At 71.3% G+C, this 19,983-nt stretch carries 17 protein-coding genes and 1 pseudogene; 5 read left to right on the forward strand and 13 right to left on the reverse strand.

Annotated features, from left to right (window positions below; all coding sequences use genetic code 11):
- Nucleotides 1-168 precede the first annotated feature (168 nt).
- A complete protein-coding gene (locus ABZ374_RS14060; RefSeq protein WP_360310517.1) occupies nucleotides 169-1,107 on the forward strand; it encodes a PhzF family phenazine biosynthesis isomerase in 939 nt (312 codons plus the stop codon).
- A gap of 369 nt (nucleotides 1,108-1,476) precedes the next feature.
- A complete protein-coding gene (locus ABZ374_RS14065; RefSeq protein ID WP_360310519.1) occupies nucleotides 1,477-2,070 on the forward strand; it encodes a lytic polysaccharide monooxygenase in 594 nt (197 codons plus the stop codon).
- Between the two features lie 100 nt (nucleotides 2,071-2,170).
- Here ABZ374_RS14065 and ABZ374_RS14070 read toward each other — a convergent pair whose 3' ends face one another.
- From ABZ374_RS14070 to ABZ374_RS14090, 5 genes are read right to left on the reverse strand one after another with little or no spacing between them, the layout of a single operon-like run.
- Nucleotides 2,171-2,830 (reverse strand): ATP-binding cassette domain-containing protein, encoded by a 660-nt coding sequence (locus ABZ374_RS14070; RefSeq protein WP_360310521.1) that lies wholly within the window; start codon nucleotides 2,828-2,830, stop codon nucleotides 2,171-2,173.
- Complete coding sequence (locus tag ABZ374_RS14075; protein ID WP_360310523.1) at nucleotides 2,823-3,782, reverse strand: ABC transporter ATP-binding protein; 960 nt, start codon at nucleotides 3,780-3,782, stop codon at nucleotides 2,823-2,825. The genes ABZ374_RS14070 and ABZ374_RS14075 overlap by 8 nt, the downstream gene beginning before the upstream one ends.
- Nucleotides 3,783-3,796: 14 nt before the next feature.
- On the reverse strand, nucleotides 3,797-4,681 hold the full coding sequence (locus ABZ374_RS14080; protein ID WP_360310525.1) for an ABC transporter permease: 885 nt from the start codon (nucleotides 4,679-4,681) through the stop codon (nucleotides 3,797-3,799).
- Nucleotides 4,674-5,639, reverse strand: coding sequence for an ABC transporter permease (locus tag ABZ374_RS14085; protein WP_360310751.1), 966 nt, complete (start codon nucleotides 5,637-5,639; stop codon nucleotides 4,674-4,676). Before ABZ374_RS14085 ends, ABZ374_RS14080 begins: the two co-directional genes overlap by 8 nt.
- A gap of 17 nt (nucleotides 5,640-5,656) precedes the next feature.
- Entirely contained in the window at nucleotides 5,657-7,285 is a 1,629-nt protein-coding gene (locus tag ABZ374_RS14090) for an ABC transporter substrate-binding protein (RefSeq protein WP_360310527.1), read from the reverse strand.
- Nucleotides 7,286-7,466: 181 nt separating this feature from the next.
- On the opposite strand from ABZ374_RS14090, the gene ABZ374_RS14095 reads away from it, so the two are divergent.
- Nucleotides 7,467-8,843: a hypothetical protein gene (locus ABZ374_RS14095; RefSeq protein WP_360310529.1), complete on the forward strand. Its 1,377-nt coding sequence runs from the start codon at nucleotides 7,467-7,469 to the stop codon at nucleotides 8,841-8,843.
- Between the two features lie 290 nt (nucleotides 8,844-9,133).
- A complete protein-coding gene (locus ABZ374_RS14100) occupies nucleotides 9,134-9,613 on the forward strand; it encodes a hypothetical protein (protein WP_360310531.1) in 480 nt (159 codons plus the stop codon).
- Between the two features lie 70 nt (nucleotides 9,614-9,683).
- On the opposite strand, the gene ABZ374_RS14105 is transcribed toward ABZ374_RS14100, so the two are convergent.
- The 3 genes and pseudogenes from ABZ374_RS14105 to ABZ374_RS14115 form a co-directional block, all read right to left on the reverse strand.
- Nucleotides 9,684-10,502: an HAD family hydrolase gene (locus ABZ374_RS14105; RefSeq protein ID WP_360310533.1), complete on the reverse strand. Its 819-nt coding sequence runs from the start codon at nucleotides 10,500-10,502 to the stop codon at nucleotides 9,684-9,686.
- Nucleotides 10,499-12,930: pseudogene (locus ABZ374_RS14110) on the reverse strand (phosphoribosyltransferase). The gene ABZ374_RS14105 and the pseudogene ABZ374_RS14110 overlap by 4 nt, the downstream one beginning before the upstream one ends.
- A gap of 85 nt (nucleotides 12,931-13,015) precedes the next feature.
- A complete protein-coding gene (locus tag ABZ374_RS14115; RefSeq protein ID WP_360310535.1) occupies nucleotides 13,016-14,203 on the reverse strand; it encodes an HpcH/HpaI aldolase/citrate lyase family protein in 1,188 nt (395 codons plus the stop codon).
- Nucleotides 14,204-14,453: 250 nt separating this feature from the next.
- On the opposite strand from ABZ374_RS14115, the gene ABZ374_RS14120 reads away from it, so the two are divergent.
- Nucleotides 14,454-15,716: a TerD family protein gene (locus ABZ374_RS14120; RefSeq protein WP_360310537.1), complete on the forward strand. Its 1,263-nt coding sequence runs from the start codon at nucleotides 14,454-14,456 to the stop codon at nucleotides 15,714-15,716.
- Nucleotides 15,717-15,786: 70 nt separating this feature from the next.
- Here the strand turns inward: ABZ374_RS14120 and ABZ374_RS14125 are convergent, their stop codons facing one another.
- The 5 genes from ABZ374_RS14125 to ABZ374_RS14145 all read right to left on the reverse strand — a co-directional run bounded on the left by ABZ374_RS14125 (nucleotide 15,787) and on the right by ABZ374_RS14145 (nucleotide 19,883).
- Nucleotides 15,787-16,479: a Tellurium resistance gene (locus ABZ374_RS14125; RefSeq protein WP_360310539.1), complete on the reverse strand. Its 693-nt coding sequence runs from the start codon at nucleotides 16,477-16,479 to the stop codon at nucleotides 15,787-15,789.
- A gap of 150 nt (nucleotides 16,480-16,629) precedes the next feature.
- Entirely contained in the window at nucleotides 16,630-17,778 is a 1,149-nt protein-coding gene (locus tag ABZ374_RS14130; RefSeq protein ID WP_360310541.1) for a DUF475 domain-containing protein, read from the reverse strand.
- Between the two features lie 149 nt (nucleotides 17,779-17,927).
- Complete coding sequence (locus ABZ374_RS14135; protein ID WP_026219140.1) at nucleotides 17,928-18,506, reverse strand: TerD family protein; 579 nt, start codon at nucleotides 18,504-18,506, stop codon at nucleotides 17,928-17,930.
- A gap of 196 nt (nucleotides 18,507-18,702) precedes the next feature.
- Nucleotides 18,703-19,278, reverse strand: a complete 576-nt coding sequence (locus ABZ374_RS14140) for a TerD family protein (RefSeq protein WP_360310543.1) — start codon at nucleotides 19,276-19,278, stop codon at nucleotides 18,703-18,705.
- Between the two features lie 146 nt (nucleotides 19,279-19,424).
- Entirely contained in the window at nucleotides 19,425-19,883 is a 459-nt protein-coding gene (locus ABZ374_RS14145; RefSeq protein WP_360310545.1) for a peroxiredoxin, read from the reverse strand.
- Between the last annotated feature and the right edge of the window lie 100 nt (nucleotides 19,884-19,983).

Here is a 19,983-nt window from a genome sequence, read left to right on the forward strand (position 1 = left end):
GTCCCGCACCGCCCACGAGTCCCGCACCGCCCGACAGACCCGCACCACCCACCAGGCCCGCACGTCCCGCACATCCCGAGGCCCCCGAAGCACCCACCAGGAAAGCCACAACCACGAGCCCCACCCCACCCAGGAATCCCACCCCGCCGAAACGCGTTGCGCCCCGACATGACGACACCGCTCGGCCCGAACACGCCGGATTCCGCGACACCGCTCCACCCGGGCGCCCCGGAGGCCGGAAAGCCCCTGCGCTACACCGCCTTCTCCACCGACCCCGCCGGCGGCAACCCCGCCGGCGTCGTCCTGGCCGCCGACGGCCTCGGCGATCCGGCGATGCTCGCGATCGCCGCCGAACTGGGCTACTCCGAAACCGCGTTCCTCACCCGACCCACCGTCGGCGACGACCCCGCAGCGGCCCGCACCTTCGACGTGCGCTACTTCAGCCCCCTGGCCGAGGTCTCCTTCTGCGGCCACGCCACCGTCGCGGCGGCGGTCGCGGTCGCCGAGCGGATCGGCCCCGGCGAACTCGTCTTCGCCACCCGGGCCGGCCTGGTCCCGGTCGACGTGATCGCCGCCGCCGACGGCGTGCTGCGCGCCACGCTGACCAGCGTCGAGCCGCATCACCGGGCCGCCCCGGCCGCCGACGTCACCCGGGCGCTGGCCCTGCTCGGCTGGGCCGCCGCCGACCTCGACCCGGCCATCCCGCCGGGCTACGCCTACGCCGGTGCCCACCATCTGATCCTGGCCGCCGGCACCCGGGCCCGGCTGGCCGAGTTGCGCTACGACTTCGACGGTCTGGCCGAGTTCATGCGCGCCCGCGACCTGACCACCCTGCAACTGGTGTGGCGCGAGTCCGCGACCACCTTCCACGTCCGCGACCCGTTCCCGATCGGCGGCGTCGTCGAGGACCCGGCCACCGGCGCGGCGGCCGCCGCCCTCGGCCACTACCTGCGGGCCCTGGACCTGGTCCGCCCGCCCGCCACGCTCACCCTGCATCAGGGCGACGACCTGGGCCGCCCCGGCCTGCTGACCGTCGACCTGCGGGCCGACGACCCGAGGGTGCGGGTCTCCGGCGTGGCCGTACCGATCCCGGATCCGCTCGGCTGAGCAAGAGCGAGCCGGGCGGACCCGCGTCGGGCGGCCCCCGAGCCGCGTTCGGGGACCGCCCGGTTCGGGTCCGCCCTGCGGCCCCGAACCGCGTTCGCCAATTTGTGACAGCACTGGTCCAGACCATTGCTCGCCCCCGAACAGCCCTCCTAACGTGGCAGAGCGCCCCCCGGTAAACGAAGGCACGCGACGCGCGCAGGTCGCATCGACACGGTCCGCACCCGGACCGTGTGGCTCCACGTTCGGATGCGGATTCGATGTCCCATCGGCTCGACCGTGCCGCCCGCGGCATCCGGACGAGCCGGTTCGAGTCCGTGCCCGAACGGGTCGGCCAGTCCCGGCACGACTTCGTTCACGAGGAGAAGTTCCATGCGCAAGAGGATCATCCTGTCCGCACTGAGCGCGGCGGCGGTCGCCCTGCCCTTCATGATCGTGCCGTCCTCCGCCTCGGCCCACGGGTTCATCTCCAGCCCGAAGAGCCGCTCCGCGCTGTGCGGTGAGGGCAAGGTCAAGAGGTGCGGCCAGATCCAGTGGGAGCCGCAGAGCGTCGAAGGCCCCAAGGGCTACCCGGCCGGCGGCCCCGCCGACGGGAAGCTGTGTGCCGGCGCGGACGGCCGGTGGGCCCCGCTCGACGACCCGCGGGGCGGCGCCTGGCCGACCACCGCACTCACCTCGGGCGCCTCGTTCAGCTTCACCTGGGAGATCGAGGCCCGGCACTCCACCAGCACGTTCCGCTACTACATCACCAAGCCGAGCTGGAATCCCACCCAGCCGATCAGCCGCGCGCAGATCGAGAGCACGCCGTTCCTGACCGTCCCGTACGGCGGTGCCCTGCCCGCCGCGCACACGGTGCACACCGGCACTCTCCCGGCCGGCCGCACCGGCCAGGCGCTGATCTTCGCCGTCTGGGACGTCGCGGACACCGACAACGCGTTCTACTCGTGCTCCGACGTGAAGTTCTGACCGAACACCGCCCGCCCGGCGGCCGGACGCGACACCCCGCGCCGCCGGGCCCGGCCACGGCGCGCCCCGCACCGTCGGGCCCGGGCCGCCCGCGGCGGGCTCATCCGGGGTACTCGACCACCCGATCACACCAGCGCCGCAACAACGGCGGATCATGGCTCACCGCCAACAACCCCGCCCCCGTCGACGCGCGGTAGCGCTCCACCACCCCCACCAGCGCGGCCGTCGTCGAGGCGTCCAGCATCGAAGTCATCTCGTCGCACACCAGGTACCGCGGCCGCAACACCAACGCCCGAGCCAGACACGCGCGTTGTAGTTGCCCGTCGCTGACCTGATGCGGCCGGCGGGCCAACAGTTCGTCGGTCAACCCGACTTCCGCGGCCAGTTCGGGCACCCGATCGGCCACCTCGACCGATCGCCCACCGGCCCGCAGCGGCTCGGCGATCACCTCGTGCAGCCGCATTCGGGGATCCACCGACACCCTGGGCTGCTGAAACAACACCCCCACCCGGGTCCGCATCGCGCGCGGCGCGGCGAACCGCCACCGCGTGACGAACTCGCCGTCCAACGACACCCGTCCGCCGTACGGCACCTGCAACAGCGCGAGCACCCGCGCCAGGGTGGACTTGCCGCAACCGCTGGGCCCCGACATGCCCACCGCCTCACCGGGCGCGATCAGCAACGACGCGTCCCGCACGATCGGCGCGCGCCGATCGTAGCCGGCGACCACACCATGAGCCCGCAGGCCGAGTTCAACCACGATCGTCTCCCCGGGGATGGTGGCAGGCGAGACCGGCCACGAAGTCCGGCACCCGCACACACGCCTTCGTGGCGAACTCGCAGCGCGCCGCGAACGCACACCCGGCGGGCAACGCGCTCAGCTCCGGCGGCATCCCGGGGATCGGCACGAACTCCCGCTCGGGCAGCGCCGCGAGCAGGCCGCGCGCGTACGGATGCCGGGGCCCGGCCGCGCCGAAGAACACCTCGGCCGAGGTCTCCTCCACGATCCGGCCCGCGTACATCACCGCCACCCGATCCGCGATCCGCTCCGCCGCGACCAGGTCATGGGTGACCAGCAGCACCGCGTGCCCCGCGTCCGCGAGTCGGCGCAGCTCGTCCGCGGTGCGCTCGACCAGCGCCCGATCCAGGCCGGTGGTCGGCTCGTCCGCGATGATCAGCCACGGATCCCCGACCAGGGCCAGCGCGACGGCCGCCCGCTGGGCCAATCCGCCGGACAACTGGTGCGGGTACCGATCCAGGTGGTCGACCGGGTACGCGGCCCGCGCGGCCACCCGTTCCGCGATCCGGCCGACGAGGGCCCGTTCCGGGCACAACAACTCCCGGACCGTCTCCTCCAGTTGGGAACGCACCGTGCGCACCGGGGTCAACCGGGCGGCCGGACTCTGCGGCACCAGCCCGATCCGCCGGCCGCGCACCGTGCGGGCGAGCGTCCGCTCCGGCGCACCGATCAACTGCACCGCCTCGTCACCGCCCCCGCCCAGCACCGCCCGCCCGCCGACCAGCGCGTTCGCCGGCAGCAGGCCGAGCAGCGCCGCCGCCAGCACCGACTTGCCGCAGCCGCTCTCGCCCACCAGGGCCAGACATTCGCCGGCCACCAGCCCGAAGGAGACCTGCTCGACCGCGCACACCTCGGCCGTCGGCAGCCGAAACCGCACCGTCAGCCGATCCACCAGCAGGGATCCGACGTCCATCGACGCCATCGCCGTCACAGCCGCAGCTCCCCCGGCCCACGCGGATCGATCCGCTCCCGCCACGCCCCGGCCAGCCCGGCGATCGCCAGCGTCGGCACCACGATGAACAGGCCGGGCGCGAACGCCGGCCACCAGTGACCGGTGAGCAGCGCCTGCCGGCCGTCCTCGATCATCGTGCCCAGACTGGCCAGATGCGGCGGCATGCCCAGCCCCAGGAAGGACAGCGCCGACTCGTGCCAGATCGCGTGCGGCACCGCGAGCACCGCGGCGAGCGCCGCCTGCGGGGCCACGTTCGGCACGAAGTGACGCATCGTCACCCGCCGCCGGGAGGCCCCGCCGGCGATCGCCGCGTCCACGAACGGCCGGGTCCGCAACGACATCACCTCGGCCCGCACGATGCGCGCCGTGGACAACCAGTGGGTCAGCCCCACCGACACGATCACCGCACCCGGCCCGGGTCGGAACAGCGCGACCAGGATGATCCCGAGCAACAGGTGGGGCACCGAAGCCAGTACGTCCACCAGCCGCGCCAACACCCGGTCGGTCCACCCGCCCAGGGCGCCGGCGGTCGCCCCGACCACCGTCCCGATCACCGTCGACACGACCGCGGCCACCACCCCGACCAGGAGCGACACCCGCATCCCGTACACGCAGCGCAACAGCGTGTCCCGGCCCAGCTCGTCCGTACCCAACGGATGGGCCGGGGACGGCCCGAGCAGCCGATCGTCGAGGTGCACGATGCGCTGATCCAACTCGGCGAAGAGCGGCACGAACACCACCGCGAGCACGATCACGGCCGCCACCGACACCGACGCCCACCACCGCAACCGCGCCGCGCCCGCCGCCGAGACCAGCCTGCGCCGCGCCGGCCCGACCGGCGCGAGGATCGGGTCAGCCATCGAGGGCCACCCTCGGATCGGCCAGCCCGTACAACACGTCCGCGGCCAGATTCCCGATCAGCACCGCCGCCGTGGCCAACACCGTCAGGGCGGTCAGCAGCGGGAAGTCCAGCGCGAGCGCCGCCTGCACGGTCGCCGACGCCACGCCCGGCCAGGAGAACACGGTCTCCACCAGCAGGGCGCCGGTGATCAACTCCGGCACCCGCGACCCGAGCAGGGTCAGGAACGGCAACAGCGCCGAGCGCAGCGCGTGTCGCAGCAGCACGGTTCGCTCCCGCAACCCACGTGCCCGCGCGCCGAGTACGTGCTCCTCGGCGAGCGCCGCGATCAGCGACTGGCGGATGTACAGCACGAACCAAGGCAGTTGGGACACCGCCAGCACCGCGGCCGGCAACACCAGATGTGCACCGACCTGATCCGCCGTCACCACCGAGGCGGAGGTGTCGGTCAGACCGCCGGCCGGCAACAGGTCCAGCCGCAGCGCGAACAACCACACCGCGCCCAAGGCGAGCCAGAACACCGGCGCGGCCTCCAGCGTGTACATCGCGCCGGTCACGCACCGATCGAGCACCCCTCCCCGGCGGCGAGCCGCCAGGATCCCCAGCGCCATCCCGCCCACCAGCGTGAGCACGAACGCCACCGATACCAACAGCACGGTCCAGCCCAGCCGTTCGCCGATCACTTGACCCACCGGCATCCGCAACGACCGGGACGCTCCCAGGTCGCCGGTGAGCGCGTCACCCAGCCAGGACCACCACTGCGCCACGAACGGCCGGTCCGCGCCCAGCCCGGCCCGGATCTGCTCCAGGTTCCGGGCGGAGGCGGTGAAGGCCGCGTCCCCCGCGTACTGCCGCACCGGATCGAACGGCGACGCCGCGCCCAACGCGAAGACCAGGAAGGTGACCGCGAGCAACACCACCGGCGCCGCCGCCAGCCGGCGCGCCACCAGGACGGACAGACCGCGCAGTCGCAGGTTCACGACGTGGTCGCGGACGCCGCCCGGGGCACCCACTTCTCGATGTTCCACCACGGCCCGACCAGGTCGTGCGGGTGCGGCTCGACCTGAGCGCCGACGCCGGTCCAGTCGTTGTCGACCACGTAGACGTGCTTGAGGTAGGTCAGGAAGGTCCAGGCCGGATCCGCCGCCAACGCGCGCTGGAGATCGCCGTAGACCTGCGCCCGCCGGGCCGGATCCCGGGTGGTGCGTCCCTCGGTCAACAGCGCGTCCACGCTCGCGTTGCGATAGTGCCCCGGGTTGTTGAACGCCTGGCCCGCGAGCGAGGAGTGGAACGTCTCGTAGGAGACGAAGTCCGGGTCGTACGGCGCGCCCTGACCCATCAGCAGCGCGTCGGCCCGCATCCGCGGCTCGATCGCGTCCCAGGTCAGGCCCTCCACCGAGATGTCGATGCCGATCCTCTTGGCGTCCGACACGTAGGCCAGCGCGAGGTCCTTGCGCAGCGCGTCACCGGCCGGATACAGCAGCGTGAATCGGGCGGCCCGGCCGTCCTTGACCCGGATGCCGCCGTCGCCCTTGCGCCACCCGGCCTCGTCGAGCAGCCGTTCGGCGGCCGGCGCGTCCACCGCGTGTTCGAGTTCGCGGGCGTACAGCGGACTCGACGGCGCCACCGGACCGAACGCCGGCGCACCGTCCCCGTTCAGGATGCCGCGCACCATCGCGCCGCGGTCCACCGCGAGGTCGAGCGCCTTGCGCACCGCGAGATCGCCGGTCACCGGGTTGCCGCTGGGCAACATCACGCCCCGGTAGTCGGCGGTGTCCACCTTGAGCGTGCTGCGCGTGCGGTCCTTGGCGAAGCGCTCGGCGAGCTTGGGCGGCAGTGCCGCCGCGTCCAGGTCGCCCGCCGCCAGCCGGGTGGCCCGGGTGTTGTCGTCGAGGATGAACGCGAAGGTGACCTGCTTGATCGCGGGCTCGCCGCCCCAGTAATTCGGATTGGCCTTGAGCACGAGCTTCTCGCCCGCCCGCCAGGTGTCCACCGTGTACGGCCCGGAGCCGATCGGCTTCCGGTTGAACTCGGCGGTGGTCAGCGCCGGACCCGTCAGGGTGCCCAGCACGTGCTCCGGCACGATGCCGAGCGTGGTGCGCTGCGGAAAGGGCGCGTACGGGTATTTCAGGGTGAACACCACGGTGCCCGGATCCGGCGCCGCCACCCGATCAAGCGCCGCCAGGTCGCTGCGCACGGTGGTGGGCACCGTCGGGTCCAGGATGGTGCGGTACGTGAAGGCCACATCCGCCGAGGTCAGCGGGCGTCCGTCGGAGAAGCTCAGCCGATCGCGCAGCCGGTAGGTGTAGGTCAGGCCGTCGGCGGAGACCTCCGGCAAGGCGCGGGCGAGCGCCGGCACCAGACCCAGATCCGCGTCGTGCGCGAGCAGCCCGTCGAAGAGTTTGGCGGCGCCGTCCTTGCTGTAGCCCAGGATCGGACTGAGCGAATCGGGTTCCTGGCCGACCCCGATCACGATCGTGTGCGCACCCTTCGCCCCACCGGCCGAGGGCGCCGAGCCCGCGCAACCCGCCGCGGCGAGCGTCGCGCCGACCAGGGTGGCGGCGAGTACACCGCGTCGACGGCCGGAAAAGGGTGGGTAATGCACGATTCGTCCTCGGTCGTTCGTGATGGTTGTGCGCAGTGCCATGTGATTACACATGATTCGCACTTGCAAAGAGATTGCAATAGGCGAACCTAGCGCAGCCCATCCGCCCGGTCGGACACGCCCCGTGCGCACAGTTGGTGGACCTCCATCGGACTGCACCTGGAAGGATGGGCAGGATGGAGTGGGCACGGTCCGCACGGTGATGGGAGCAGGCGTGGTGGTCGGATCCGCACGACGGTCCCTCGGGGTCGGCCTTCCGCTGTCGATCACGCTCGCGCCGCTGATCCTGGCCCTGCTCCCGGCCGCGTTCGCCGGCGGCGAGACGCGACCGTGGCGTCGGCGCAAGGACGCCGCCCGCTCGGCGGCGCTGGCCGCGCGCGAAGCGGCGGGCGAGGCGTTCCTTCAGCTCGACACCGCGCAGCGGGACATGATGCTTTCGCTGGAGACGGTGCGCGCGGTGCGCGGCGCGCGCGGCACCGAGGACGCGCTGCGCAGCTTCGCCGCGGTCAGCCTGCGCATCGACGAGGCGAGCGCGGCCTACATCGCGCTGATGGACCGGCATCCGCTGGACGCGGACCTGGAGACCGACGAATACGAGGCGGCCCGTCGGGAGTTGACCGAGACCGCGGGCAAGCTCGACGCGGTCCGCCGGGATCTGGACCGGTTCGGCACCTCGCTCGGCCCGCTGCTCGCCGACGCCGAGCACGCCCTCGGGCAGTTGCCGCCGGCCGTGGATCGGGCCCGCCGGGCCGCCGCGCAGGCCGCCGAGGCGCTCGCCGAGACCGAGCGGGCCGGTCTGGGCACGAGCGGACTCACCGCCCGGCTGGCCGCGATCCGCGGCGACCTGACCGAGTTGGACCGCGGCCCGGCCGCGCTGGGCATTCCGGGCACGCTGGAGGTGGCACGCCGGATCGAGAACTCGGCCGGCGAATTGCGCGCCGAGGCCGAGCGGCTGCCCCGACAGCGCGAGGAGGTCACCAATCGGCTGTCCTCGCTGCGCACCCGAGCCCAGGCCCTGGAGTCCCGCCTGACCGGCGTCGAGCCCGCCCTGCACCGCCTGCGTCGCGACTACGTCCAGTCCTGCTGGACCGACCTGGAACAGGTCCCGGCCAAGGCCCGCCAGTCGCTGGGCGTGGCGCACGCCCGCCTGGAGGAGGCCGGCGCCGCGGCCGGACGCGGCGAATACGCCGACGCGGTCAGCAAACTGGCCACCGCGCGGGCCACCCTCAAGGACGCCGACGAGGCGATGGCCTCGGTCAACGACCGCCTGGCCGCGCTGGAGGAGGTCGCCCGCGATCCCGAGGCCGAGCTGGAGCGCACCCGATTCGCGCTGCGCGACGCCCAGCGGCTCGCGCTCGGCGGCCGGGCCAACGCCGAGGAGCGCTACGCCCGCCGGCTGGACGCGTTGGTCTTCCGCCTGGAGGCGATCGCCGCCGAACCGGAGAATCCGCGCCCGAACTGGTGGCACTTCCTCAGCGAGACCCGGGCCATCCGGGCCGAGGTGGCGGCCACGGTGCAGGTCATCCGCGAGGACCGGGCCGGCCCCGGCCCCCACTGAGGCCCCGGACCGAACCGAGACTCCGGACCGCACCGACATCACGGCGCGTCAGCACACGGAAGCAGAAAGGCGACATTCTGCGCTTTGCACGCACTTCGCGCGACTCAGCGTAGTGAAATCGTCGCCATGTTCGACCAGTCGGGTAAAGAATCGGCACCTTCAGCCACCTTCCCGAAATTTAAGGTTTAAAGTCGTCGGACCGGTCGACTTCGGGACTCAGGTCCCTATTCACGGGTCCGAAACCCCGTGTGCCGCGCCGTCGACCACTTGCCGACACCGGGAAGTCGCACATGCCCGTGCTCTTGATGCTGCTGTTCGTGTTCCTCCTCGTGCTCGCGTTGCCGAGCCTGCGCGCGCTGCGCCGGGCCCCGCGCACCGCCGCCGTGCTGCCGTTGCACACGAACGACATGACCGACATGCATCGCATGATGGTCCTCGCGTACGAGGAGGAGCGTGCGGTGCTGCATCGCCAGGCGGTCACCTGGCTGCACTCGCTCGGCCGAGGCCCGCTGCGGGTGACCGACGCGCAGGCGGCGACCGGCAATCGCGGCTGCGACCTGGTGACCCTGGGCGACGGCACGGTGCTCGGGCTGTCCTCGACCGGGCTGGTCATGCACGAGCTGTGCGGCGCGCTCGACCGCTTCACCGAGGTGGCGCTGACCCGGGTGCGGGCCGCGCGCGACGGCTTCGAGCTCACCTTCGACATGGAGTGTGGCCGGCAGTTGCACGCCCGGGCCGAACTGCTGACCGTCCGCGGCGCCTGCGTCTGAGTCGCCCCGGCGGGCCCCGGAACACCCGAGGGGCCCGCAACACCCGAGGCGCCGCCCGGGCCGCGCCCGATCATTCGACCGGCAGGCGGCTCCGCTCGAGCAACCAGGCCGCGATCCGCTCGCCCGCCGTCACACCCTGTGCGGTCAACGCCTCGACGTGCGGCGCCGACCAGTTCGTCTCGGCCAGTTCGCCGTGTCCCGGCCGCACCCCGGCGTCCGCCGCGCGCAGCAGCTCGATGTCCAGCAGCGAGTCGCCCGCCGCGAACACCACGTCCGCGTCCGCCCGCCGAGCCACCTCGCGCACCGCGTCGCCCTTGGTCAACGCCTCCGGGACCAGGTAGAGCTTGCGGCCCTGGAGCGAGACGCCGTAGCCGCGCTCGGCCGCCCACTCGGTCGTCTCCGGCACGAACTCCGGCGGCAGCTCCGCCCGTTCCACCACCAGGTAGGTGAACAGGTCCTCGGCCACCCGGAGTTTGTGGGTCCACTCGGGCAGCGCCACCCGTTCCAGGTGGGCGACCACCTCCGGCAGCGGAGCGGCGTTCGCGGCCAAGGTCTTGCGCACCCCCGCGTGCCAGTCCGGGTCGCTCTCGCCGTGCACGAGCAGGTGACCGCCGTTCGCACAGATCGCGAACTCCGGTGCCCGACCCGGCAGTACGATCCGGCCGTACTGCTCGCGGGTGCGGGTGGTGGTGGGCACGAAGGTGGTCCGCTCGGCCAGTTCGACGAGCAGCGCGACGGCCTCCCGCGTGACGAACGACATCGGCGCGCCTTCGTACTCCTCCACGCACACCAACTCGGGCGTGGGGTCGGTCGCCGCCAACCCCAGCCGGGCGGCGGCCCGGGAGTAGACGAGGGTGCGGTCCAGGTCGCTGGCCACCACGACACTCACGCTGGGCTCCCTTCCCGGCGGAAGCCGGGCTTGACCAGTCCGACGCACGAATACGGCAGGTCGTCCACCTCGACCACCGGAACCCCGCGCTGTGCGGCGAGCATTCGCACGTGGTCCAGCTCCGCGCCGACGCCCTTGCGGGCCAGGATCTGCCACGGGACCCGGCGCAGCAGCACCCGGGTGGTCTCGCCGACGCCGGGCTTGATCAGGTTGATGTTCTCGATCTCGTACTCGACGCCGATCCGCTCGACGGCCCGCCAGCCCTCCCAGGTCGGCGCCCGGTCGCTCGCGGCCAGTACCGGTTGATCGCGCGCGACGTCCTCGGCCACCGCGGCGAAGCGCTCGGCGACGGTGTCCAGGAACAGACCGGAGACGTCCGCGTCGGCCAACTCGGCGTAGAACTTCGCGCCGTGGAACTCGTCCGGACCGATCAGGTCGTCCCGCAGCACGGTGCGCGAAACCAGCCCGGACACCGTCGAGTTCAAACACGCGGACGGGATCAGGAAGTCGTCGCGGGTGCCGTAGGTGCGCACGCACGAGCCCGGGTCGGCGAGCACGGCCAGTTCCGGGTCGAAGCGCATGCCGGTGGTCTCGGCGGTCAGCTCCAGCGCGTCGGACAACTCCCGGGTGATCGCGCCCTTGCCGGTCCAGCCGTCCACGAAGACGATCCGCGACGGATCGAATTCGCGTCCCAGCCAACGCAACGCGGTGCTGTCGATGCCGCGTCCGCGCACGATCGACACGGCGAAGTGCGGCAGGGTGAGGCCGTGCGCCCGCTGGGCCCAGCGGCGCATCAGCACGCCCACCGGGGTGCCCGCGCGGGCCAGCGAGACCAACACCGCGTCCCGGCCGCGTTCGGCCAGGATGGTCTCGGTGACCACGCCGACCGCGTGTGCGATCCGGTCCGCCGAGGCGTCCGATGCCGCGTGGAACAGCGCCTGATACTCGGGCGAGGGCTGGTACTCGATCGGCAACGACTCGGCGTAGTGCGCGCCCGCGTGCTGGATCGCCTCCTCGCGCTCCTCCAGCGGTGCCTCCAGCTCCACCGCGGACAGGTCCTTGAGCAGCCAGGCGACCTCGTCGGCGGCGTAGGAGGAGAACGCCGGCCCGTACAGCGGGTCCGGCAGCTTGCCGGTGTCGTGCCCGGGTGGGCTCGGCTGGTGGTTCATGAGCTGCGCACCTCGGGGGTGAAGGAGGGGACGACGAGCAGACCGACGTGGTCGGTGACCCGGGACAGCGCGGCGAGCAACCCGCCGGGCGCGTGCAGTTCGGGGGTGTCGGCGACCGAGTCGACGACGATGAGCACCTCGTCGAACCGTCGTGCGGGATCGATGCCGGCCGCCACGTTGTACGCGTAGCGGGCGCCGGGACCGTCCGACGGATCGTCGTGGGCCGGGAATTCCAACCGGGTACGGATCGCGTAGCCGGGATCGTCGACCGCGAGCACCGGCGAGCGGGTCGTGGTCGAGTAGCGCACCTCGACGTCCGCCGCCACGTGCTCGGCCAGCGCCCGGGCCAACCGCAGCGGCGTGTACATCAGTTCCTCGAAGCCGAGCACCAGGATCCGCCGGCCGACCACCTGCTCGGCCAACGCGGCGCCCAGCGCGGGCAACGCCCGCTCCAGCGCGTCCTGATCGGCCCCGGTGAATCCGTGCCGGCCGCCGTCGGGCAACCCGGCGGGCCAGTCCAGGTCGAGCGTGCGCACCGTGCCGGACCCGCCGCCGCTCACCCGGCCGCCGTCGTGCTCGGCCACCAGTGCGGTGCCGCGCGCCAACACGTCCTCGGGAAGTTCGACGGTGCCGGCGGCCAGCGTCACCACGTCCACCCGGGCGCCGAGTTCGGCCGCGAACACCTCCGCCTCGGCCCGGTCGGCGGGACCGCGCACGTCGATCAGCGCCGCGATCACGTAGTGCGCGCGCGGCGCCACCGCGTGCAGCGCCCGGATCGTGTTGGCGACCGTGCGCCCGGTGGAGAGTTCGTCGTCCACCAGCACCAACGGCCCAGTCCCGGCCAGCAGTTGCGGATCACGCGGCAGGATCAAATGCGAGGTGGCGTGCGAGTGCTCCTCCTCGAACGCGCCGAACGGCGCGACCCCGGCCACCGGACGTCGGGTGGAGTGCAGGTAGGTCGCCCCCGGCAGCGCCTCGGCCACACAGTGCCCGAGGCCGGTCGCGGTCTCCGCGTAGCCGAGCACCACCGGCGTCGGCTCGCCCGTCAACACGCTCGCCACCCGTGCGCCCAGCGCGCGGCCCGCGTCGTGGACCACCGCGGGCAGTTGCGGAATGTGCTTGCCGAGCACGGTGGACACCAGCAGGTGGGCCCGACGCGGATTACGGCGCAGCGCGAGCCCGACCAGCGTGTCGAGCCCTTCCCCCGCGAGCGCCACGTCGAGTCGCTCGGCGACCCAACTCCCCGACCAGGTTTCCATCCGATGTTCACTCAACGCCCGAACCCGCTTTCCTCGCTACCCGATCGAATCCCACCGCGCGGGGCATCCGGCCCCGACGACCCTCTCACCCCGTGCCGATGCACTCCATGCCGGCCGCGAGCAGGTCGACGAAGGTGACCTCCTCGCCCGCGACGCCGAACGCCTGCGCCCGGCGCAGAATCGCCTGGGCCCAGGCCCGGTGCGGCTTCACCTCGTTCATCTTGTTGGTGTACGCCGAGCGCAGCACCCCGCCGCCGGCCGCGCTCTCGGCCAGGATGTCGGTCGCGTCGCAGTACTCCTCGTGCGTGACCACCGACATCGCGTGGATCACCGCCACGTGGCTGGGGTGGATCGCGGTCTTGCCGAGCAGACCGTTGGCCTTGTCCAGTTCCAGCTCGCGAATCAGCCCGTCCAGGTCGGCCGAGATCAGCCGGGTACGCAGCTCGACCGCCTCGTCCGGATCCTCGGCCTCGGCGAACGGGGTGCGCCGGAGCTGCGGCTTGAACAGGCGCTCGCCCTGCGGGAAGTACTCCCACACCGGCCCGCTGATCACGTGTCCGGTGCCGTCCGCGCGGCCGAACACGTTGACGATGTCGCCGATCAGGCCGGCCACCAGATGCACGTCGTACGCGGTCAGGTCGCGCGAGCGGCGCAGCGCGTACGCGGACTGGAAGTCGGTGGCGCCTATCCGGACCGCGAGGATGCGATCCCGGTGCGCGGCGACCAGCTCGGCGAGTTCGGCGAGCACCGCGCGCCGGTGTTCGAGGTAGGCGATCGAGGGCGATTCCAGCACCGGCATCGCGTACAGCCGGCGTCCGCTGAGCGCGATCGCCTCGTCCAGCGCCTTGAGGTAGCGCGTACCGCTGTCCGGCTCGAACTTGGGCAGCACGAATCCGGACAGCACGTCCAGGGCGTCGCCCAGCCGCTCGGTCAGGTCGGTGATCTGCTCCGGGTGGCGGACCCGGATGAACAGCAGCGGGCCCTCGACCCCGGAGCGGGCGAACTCGGCCAGTTGCTCGACCAGGTTCTGCTCGGCGCCGACCACCTCGCGGTCGTCGATCGAGTCCTCCAGGCACAACACCATCGAGGTCACCCCGCGGGCGGCCTGCTTGACGATGTCCGCCGCGAGCGTGCGGCGGGTCGCGGGGCTGTACAGCGTCGCGCCGAGGGCGGCGGCCAGGACGGCGGCGTCGCTGTCCCGGTCGAAGGTCTCCGGCGGGCGGTGGAACAGATGATCGCGGACCGCATCGTCCAGGTAGCCGAAATGCCGCATCGTGATCTGATCCCCCTCGACTGACGGTGGTGGTGGCAAAGGCGCGTCGGGGCGGGAAACCCGTACGCGCCCGGTGGTACGAAAAAGGCGCATTCGCGCCCGGCCGGTGAGCCGCCGGCAGGCGCTGCCTACGGTAACCGAAAAGCAAAATCGAAGGCGTACGATCCGGTTATAGGACCATGTGTTCACACAATCGTCACGAGCCCGCCCCACGTTGAGCGCAGCTCCTTCGGGACGGCAGGATGGGCGCATGACCCAGGTGATGTCCAAGGGAGCGAATACGGCCCTCCCGGCCCGGTCCGTGCGCGTGGTGCTCGAATGGCGGCCCGGAGCCGGTGTGCCGGACATGGACGCCTCGGCGCTGCTGCTCGGCGCGAACAACAAGGTGCGCGACGACGCCGATTTCGTCTTCTACAACCAGCCCCGGCACCCGTCCGGCACGGTCGTCCACGAGGGCAAGAACACCACTCCGAACCGCTGCACCGACGGCGTCCGGGTGGACGTCGCCGCGCTCGGCCACGATGTGCAACACGTGATCGTGGCCGCGTCCGCGGACGGCGGCACGATCGGCTCGGTGCCCGGCCTCGTCCTTCGACTGTACGACGCCGACGGCGGCGCCGAGCTGCTCAACTTCCCGATCACGGGAGCCGACGCCGAGACCGCGTTCGTCTTCGGCGAGATCTACCGGCGGGCCGACCAGTGGAAGTTCCGCGCGGTCGGGCAGGGCTACGCGAGCGGTCTCGCGGGCCTGGCGACCGACTACGGCATCAGCGTCGACGACGAGCCGAGCGCCCCGGCACCCGCACCCGCGCCGGCCCCGATGCCGTTGCCGCCGGTGCACCAGTCCCCGCCGACCGCGCCGGCCCCGCCGCCGCCCCCGATGCTCCGCGACGGCCCGCCGGCACCGCCCGCGTACCAGGAACCGGCGCCCACCGCCGTCCTGCCGCAGTACGGCCAGGGCACGCTGCCCGCGCCGCCCGCCCCGACACCACCGGCGCAGCCGCAGGGCGTGCTGCCGATCTCCGGCAACACCCCGTACGGCGGCGCGCCCGTGCCGCCGCCTCCGCCGCGCCACGACGGCCCGATGATCCCGCCGCCGCCGGCACCGCACACGATCGGCGGCCCGCCGCCCGGCTACCCGCACACCCCCGCCGGCGGCGCGCCGCTCCCGCCGCCGCCCGCCATGGGCGGCACCCCACCGCAGGGCTTCCCGGGACCCGGCACGCCCGCCCACGGGATGACCTTCCAGACCCCGCCGGGCGTGATGCACATGCCGCCGGGCGGCCCGCAGCTACCCGCGCCGGGCCAGTACTCGCCGGCCCACGGCGTGCCGCAGCCCCCCGGGCCGTACACGCCCTCGCACGGCGCTCCGATGCCGCCCGGAACCCCGGCACAGGGCATGGGCATGCCGCCGCAGCAGCAGTACCAGGGCACCCCGCCGCAGGGTCAGGGCGGCCCGCCGCAGTTGCGCCGGCTGGACTCGCCGCCGCAGGGCCCGCAGTTCCAGGGCTGAGCCCACCCACGGGCCCGGCTGCCGCCGCGGATGGCGGCAGCCGGGCCCGGTGCGGTCCACCGGCGCCCGCTCACTTGTAGCCGCGCGCCCACAGCAGCCCCCAGTTGTACTGCCGGTCCAGCTCGGCCTGGTAGCCGTGCACGTAGCGCACCTCGCGCCGGACCACGATCTCGTCGCCGTGGTTCTCCACCACCGCGACCGCGCACGTGTGCGCCTCGCGGGCATGCTCGTCCAGTCGCACCTCGATCGGCAGACCCGCGTTCGGGAACAGCGTGACCACCCCGTTGACCTGATCGAACGCCGGGATGCCCTCGTAGATGTAGACGAAGATCAACAACCGGCGCACGTTGCGTGCCTGATCGATGTTGATGAACAACGTCTCGCCCGACGCCGATCCGGATCGGTCGTCGGTGTCCAGCCGGACATACGGCGGCTGACTGAACGACCCGTACAGGTTGCCCAGCGCCTGGACCACGCCCTTGGAACCGTCGCTCATCTCCCACATGCAGCCGAGGTCGAGGTCGATCTTCTGCGGCAACGGCGGCGCCTGCACCGCGAGGGGCCGGAACAGACCCCCGCTGCGCTGTCTCGGCGGCGCCTCCTCGACCTGCGGATTCCAGTGCAGATTGACCCGCAGCGTCCCGGTCGCGGAACCGGCCTGGGTCAGTGAGACCTCGGGCGTCGAACGGGTCAGCGCGACCTTGTGCCCGCCGTGCTCGGGCTCGCGTTCGATCAATCCCCGACGCCAGTCGAAAAGCGGCATCAAGCCCTCCCTGGTCCCCCGGCCGGCACGCGTACGCGTAGTGGCGGCTTCAGTACACAACATAACCGGGCTCGAAAAAACCGGTACCGCGCCCGAATTGCTCGGGCGCGGTACCGGTCGTGGTCCTGCGCGTCACCTGCGGCCGGCGGGCTAGGCCTCGGCCTTGGTCTCGCCGTTCTGCCCCGGAACGTGACCGATCCGCTTGTTGCGCATGATCGAGGAGATCAGCGCGACGCCGATGAAGCCGACCCCGATCACACCGGTGATCACCTCGTGGATCTCCCACTTGATCGACAGCAGCAGGATGCTCGCCAGGGCGCCGATCGCGTACATCGCGCCGTGCTCCAGGTAGACGTAGTCGTCCAGCGTGCCCTGGCGCACCAGGTAGACCGTGAGCGACCGGATGTACATCGCGCCGATGCCCAGACCCAGCGTGATCATCAGCAGGTCCTGGGTGATCGCGAACGCACCGACCACACCGTCGAAGGAGAACGAGGCGTCGAGCACCTCGAGGTAGAGGAACATGAAGAACGCCGCCTTGCCGGCGGCGAGCTGCACGGGCTTGGGCCCGCCGCGTCCCTCGGCCTTGGCCGGCTCCGCACCCGCCTCGGCCTCGTCCTCGTCCTCTTCGTCGTTGATGTGCGCCAGCGTGCCGTGCGTCTCGAAGTAGTCCGAGAGTCCGCCGACACCCAGGTAGGCGATCAGGCCGAGCACGCCGGCCACCATCACCGTGCCCTCCTTGTGCGCGGGCGAGAGCGTCTGGGCCACGACCACGAGGGTGATCAGCGCGATCAGCGTGGAGAGCACATCGAAGTTGGCGAGCTTGCCGGTGAAGCGCTCCAGCGGGCCGATCCACCGGTGCTCACGCTCGTCGTCGAACATGAAGTCCAGGAAGATCATCAACAGGAACAGGCCACCGAAGGCGGCGATCGCCGGATGCGCCTCGTCCAGGTGCTGCGCGTAGGTCATCCCGTCGATCATCTTGTCGTCGTGGAACGCGAGGTCGACGACGTCCACCGGACCGATTCCGGCGGTCAGGCTGACGATGAGCAACGGGAAGACGAGCCGCATGCCGAAGACGGCGATCAAGATGCCGACCGTCAGGAACATCTTCTGCCAGAAGGCATTCATCTTCTTGAGGACGGTGGCATTTACTACAGCGTTGTCGAAAGACAACGAGATCTCGAGGATCGACAGGATCAGCACGATGCCGAATCCGGTCGCCCCCCAAAAATAAGCGGCGACGGCGAGACCGGCCACCGTCACGCCGAACGACCAGCCGAACGTACGGATTACCACGGATGAGGTCCTTATCTACCTGGGGATTGCATCTCCGGGTGGGTCATCAGGAAGACCGGCCCTCACTCCCCCACCCGAGAAACCCCGGGAAAGGCGTCAGGGCCGGCCCCACCGGGTGACCGACCCTGACACACACCGTCAGCACGTACTCATTGCACGCTGACGCCGAAGTCGAGTGCGATCCCCCGCAGGCCCGAAGCGTACCCCTGCCCTACTGCGCGGAACTTCCACTCCCCCTGGTAACGGTAAAGTTCTCCAAAGATCATGGCTGTCTCGCTTGACGCATCCTCCGTGAGGTCGTAACGCGCCAGCTCGTTGTTGTCCGCCTGATTCACGATCCGGATGTAGGCGTTGCGGACCTGTCCGAAGGTCTGCCCGCGCATCTCGGCGTCGTAGATCGAGACGGGGAACACCACCTTCTCGACCTGCTCCGGAACGGCCATCAGATCGACGAGGATCACCTCGTCGTCGCCGTCACCGTCGCCCGTGAGGTTGTCGCCGGTGTGCTCGATCGAACCCTCGGGGCTCTTGAGATTGTTGTAGAAAACGAAATAGTCGTCGCCGAGCACCTTGCCCGCACCACCGCACAGCAGCGCACTCGCGTCCAGGTCGAACGAGGCGCCCGTGGTGGCACGCGCGTCCCAGCCCAGACCCACCAGCACATTGGTGAGGTTGGGTGCGGCCTTGCTCAGCGAGACGTTTCCGCCCTTGGCGAGGGTGACCCCCATCGATTCCTCCTGATCGTCGTACATTCGCTTCAACCTTGCCATGCCCCCGACCCGGCGGGACCCCCTTTTTGCACAGCTCAAGGCATGCCCGAGGGGATCTTCGACAGCGATCTGCACACGACCCACCAGGGTCCGGGACGGCGAACGCCCGCCGACCGCGGCTGCGGTCGGCGGGCGTTCGTTGGTGTCTCGCCGGTCAGACGTTGACCCCGAAGTCCTTGGCGATACCGCGCAGGCCGGACGCGTAGCCCTGGCCCACCGCGCGGAACTTCCACTCCGCGCCGTTGCGGTACAGCTCGCCGAAGACCATCGCGGTCTCCGTGGACGCGTCCTCGGTGAGGTCGTACCGGGCGAGTTCCTTGTTGTCGGCCTGGTTCACGATGCGAATGAACGCGTTGCGGACCTGACCGAAGCTCTGCTGCCGCGTCTCGGCGTCGTAGATCGAGACCGGGAAGACGATCCGCTCCACGTCGGCCGGAACACCCGCCAGGTTGACCTTCAGCGCCTCGTCGTCGCCCTCGCCCTCACCGGTGGTGTTGTCACCGGTGTGCTCGACGGAGCCGTCGGGGCTCTTGAGGTTGTTGAAGAAGACGAAGTGCCCGTCCGACGGCGCCTGACCGCCTCCGTTGAGCAGGATCGCGCTCGCGTCGAGGTCGAAGTCCGTGCCGGTGGTCGTACGCACATCCCAGCCCAGGCCGACCAGAACAGCGGTGAGGCCCGGAGCCTCCTTCGAGAGCGAGACGTTGCCGCCCTTGCTCAGGCTGACGCCCACGAGTCCTCCAAAGGTTCATGGAGCAACTGGTGCCCCGGAATTTTCGCCTACAGACGTGACAACGCGCCGATCCTAGTCAGGAGTTCCTGACCGACGGGAGTCTCGCCGCGGCATGGGTACCCCGACCCGACCCGGCCTACACCGGATCAGACGCTCGCGAGCGCCTTCAGGTACTCCGCCTGGTCACGGGCGTCCGGGATCGCGTTGACCACGCTCCACTTGATCACGCCCTCCTTGTCGATGACGAAGGTCGCACGGACGGCGCAACCCTTGTCCTCGGCGAAGACGCCGTACGCCTGCGCGACGCCACCGTGCGGCCAGAAGTCCGAGAGCAGCGGATACTCGTAGCCCTCCTGCTCGGCGAACACACGCAGCGAGAACGGCGCGTCGCACGACACGGCCAGCACCTGCACGTCGTCGTTCTGGTAGTTCGGCAGGTCGTCCCGCAGCGCGCAAAGCTCCCCGGTGCACACACCGGTGAACGCGAACGGATAGAAGACCAACAAAACGTTCTTCTCACCACGGAAGTCCGCCAGCCGAACAACCTCGCCGTGCTGGTTCTTGAGCTCGAACTCGGGTGCCTTGCTACCAACCTCGACAGCCACGATGCAATCCCCTTCTCCCAGGCGCCATCCGCCTCTCCCCCCGAGCCTAACCACCCCCGCCCCACCACCCGGCCCCACCCAGCCCACCAGAACAACCAAC

The sequence above is a fragment of the Embleya sp. NPDC005971 genome (genome assembly GCF_040629175.1).
Classification (GTDB): Bacteria; Actinomycetota; Actinomycetes; order Streptomycetales; family Streptomycetaceae; genus Embleya.

Bases quoted from the DNA above. Each gene is read 5' to 3' on its own strand.
- ABZ374_RS14060 (WP_360310517.1), top strand. From the start codon at position 169: ATGACGACACCGCTCGGCCCGAACACGCCGGATTCCGCGACACCGCTC.
- ABZ374_RS14065 (WP_360310519.1), top strand. From the start codon at position 1,477: ATGCGCAAGAGGATCATCCTGTCCGCACTGAGCGCGGCGGCGGTCGCC.
- ABZ374_RS14075 (WP_360310523.1), bottom strand. From the start codon at position 3,782: ATGGACGTCGGATCCCTGCTGGTGGATCGGCTGACGGTGCGGTTTCGG.
- ABZ374_RS14080 (WP_360310525.1), bottom strand. From the start codon at position 4,681: ATGGCTGACCCGATCCTCGCGCCGGTCGGGCCGGCGCGGCGCAGGCTG.
- ABZ374_RS14100 (WP_360310531.1), top strand. From the start codon at position 9,134: ATGCCCGTGCTCTTGATGCTGCTGTTCGTGTTCCTCCTCGTGCTCGCG.
- ABZ374_RS14115 (WP_360310535.1), bottom strand. From the start codon at position 14,203: ATGCGGCATTTCGGCTACCTGGACGATGCGGTCCGCGATCATCTGTTC.
- ABZ374_RS14120 (WP_360310537.1), top strand. From the start codon at position 14,454: ATGACCCAGGTGATGTCCAAGGGAGCGAATACGGCCCTCCCGGCCCGG.
- ABZ374_RS14125 (WP_360310539.1), bottom strand. From the start codon at position 16,479: ATGCCGCTTTTCGACTGGCGTCGGGGATTGATCGAACGCGAGCCCGAG.
- ABZ374_RS14135 (WP_026219140.1), bottom strand. From the start codon at position 18,506: ATGGGGGTCACCCTCGCCAAGGGCGGAAACGTCTCGCTGAGCAAGGCC.